The 599-nt window shown below is 69.3% G+C and carries 1 protein-coding gene; it reads right to left on the bottom strand.

What is annotated here, in order from left to right; translation table 11 throughout:
• A partial coding sequence (locus VR45_RS11190) for a TCP-1/cpn60 chaperonin family protein (protein WP_286163164.1) occupies nt 1–265 on the bottom strand: 265 nt, incomplete at its 3' end.
• Nucleotides 266–599: the final 334 nt, after the last annotated feature.

Genomic DNA, 599 nt, shown 5'->3' with positions numbered 1-599 from the left:
TGGTGCCGTCACCCGCGACGTCGTCGGTCTTCTTGGCGACCTCCTTGACGAGCTCCGCGCCGATCTTCTCGTACGGGTCCTCGAGCTCGATCTCCTTGGCGATGGAGACACCGTCGTTGGTGATCGTGGGGGCGCCCCACTTCTTCTCCAGAACGACGTTGCGGCCCTTGGGGCCGAGCGTGACCTTCACTGCGTCGGCAAGCTGGTTCATGCCACGCTCAAGGCCGCGGCGAGCTTCCTCATCAAAGGCGATGATCTTGGCCATCTGAAGTGGTCCTCCGGGACACGGTCGACTGCTCGGACCAAGGGGTGCCCGCGACGGACGGCCCTGGTGTGCGGGGGTCCATTCCCCTACCGCTCCCTGGGGCCTCACCGACCCGGTCCGCTGTCACTCTCAAGCTGTGAGTGCTAACGCCAATGATTAGCACTCCGGGTAGGTGAGTGCAAGCCCAATCGGGCAATCCGCGAGCCGCGCCGCCCACTCCGCGCACCCGTCCGGGACCACCCCCGACCGCCTCCGACCGGCCCGGATCCGACCGCGCCGCCGGGTCCGCGGCGGTGCCCCGACCCCGGCCCCCGAGGCCCCCGGCACGGCGGCG

This window comes from Streptomyces sp. NRRL S-495 (genome assembly GCF_000966955.1).
Lineage (GTDB): Bacteria > Actinomycetota > Actinomycetes > Streptomycetales > Streptomycetaceae > Kitasatospora > Kitasatospora purpeofusca.
Note: the sequence above shows the minus strand (reverse complement) of the source record. Positions and strands in the feature narration are given on the sequence as shown.